The organism is Halorubrum tibetense (assembly GCF_042661865.1).
In the GTDB taxonomy this organism is placed as follows: Archaea; Halobacteriota; Halobacteria; order Halobacteriales; family Haloferacaceae; genus Halorubrum; species Halorubrum tibetense.
The window spans coordinates 1-1,401 of the sequence record NZ_JBHSWW010000433.1 but is presented as its reverse complement, the minus strand read 5'-3'; the positions used below and the strand labels follow the sequence as shown (position 1 = coordinate 1,401).

Below are 1,401 nucleotides of genomic sequence, written 5' to 3'. Positions count from 1 at the left end.
GACGGCGGCGATCGCGACCGCCCCGGTCCCACACGATCGGGTCTCGCCTTCGACGCCGCGCTCGAAGGTCCGTTGATCGATAACCGGCGCTTCGCCCGCATCCGTTCCGCGTCCGCCGACACCGCTGTCGACGATCGCCGCGAGGTTCACGTTCGCTCCCTCGGGGAAGACGTCCGCGTGACGGACCGGTGGGGCGACCGACGCGAGATCGACCCCGTCGATCCCGCCGGGCGCGTTCCGGCCGCCGTCCACGAACGCCACCGCGTGGGGAACCCCAGTGTTCACGGCGCTGATCGTCAGTCCCCCGACGCGCTCCTCGATCAGGGGTTCCTCCCGGTCGACCGGCACGTCGTGCGGCGCGAACGACGGCGTCCCCATCTCGATGGTCGCGCCCGTCCCGTCCTCGGTCACGGTCGCGCGTCGGGTGCCGGCCTGCGTGTCGATCATGAACTCGTTGTCGCCGGTGCGGTCGTGCGCCCACCGGGCGACGACGCGGGCACCGTTACCGCACATCGCGGCGGTGGAACCGTCCGGCTGGACGAGCGTCATCACGACCCGAGTCGGCCGATATCGCTCCTCGATACTCAAAAAGAGGACGCCGTCAGCGCCCCGTCGACCCTCGCTGCCGCCATACGTCGCGGGGTCGATACCAGTTTCGCGGTCGCAGTACGTTCGTGCGAACGCCGCGCGGTCGCCGACGCCGTGGGTGGCGTCGACGACGAGGAAATCGTTCCCGGTCCCGTGATACTTCGTGATCGGGACGGCGTGCGTGCTCATCGGCTCGCCCCCCCTCGTTCGGTATTCGATTCCCCTCCCACCGCGTCAGTTCGCCCCGTCGCCTCGCGCTCGACCGTCGTGAGGTCCGCGAGTCGTTCCCGTCGTCGAACGAGCGTCGCGTCCCCGTCTGCGAGCGCGACCTCGGCCGGCCGTGGTCGCGAGTTGTATTGACTTGCCATCTCGTACCCGTACGCGCCCGCGACGCCGACGGCGAGGAGGTCACCCCGTGCCGGCCGCGCGAGCAGTCGTTCGTTACACAGGGTATCACCGGTCTCACAGATAGGTCCGGCGACCGTGACAGGGGTTGCCGAGCGGGTTTCGGGTGCGCCGGCGTCGTTGGCCCCGCCGAGGTTCCGGATCGGGTGGTACGCGTCGTACATCGCCGGCCGAAGGAGGTCGGTCATTCCGGCGTCGACCCCGACGACCGTCTCGTCGGGCGTCGGTTTCACCGTGTTGACCCGCGTCAGCAACACGCCGGCGTCGGCGACGACGTAGCGCCCGGGCTCGATCGCGAGGTCGGTCCCCGTCGGAAGCGTTCCGATCGCGTCACGGGTCGCGGCCGCGACGGCGGGTAGGTCGAGCGGTGGGTCGTCCTCGCGGTACGGGACGCCGAACCCGCCGCCG

2 protein-coding genes are annotated in these 1,401 nt (G+C 70.6%); both read right to left on the bottom strand.

Going from position 1 to position 1,401, the window contains the following annotated elements:
• Nucleotides 1-777 (bottom strand): diaminopimelate epimerase (dapF, locus tag ACFQEU_RS15885; RefSeq protein WP_379783745.1); only part of this gene is annotated, 777 nt, incomplete at its 3' end.
• Nucleotides 774-1,401 (bottom strand): diaminopimelate decarboxylase family protein (locus tag ACFQEU_RS15880; protein WP_379783743.1); only part of this gene is annotated, 628 nt, incomplete at its 5' end. The genes dapF and ACFQEU_RS15880, both read right to left, overlap by 4 nt.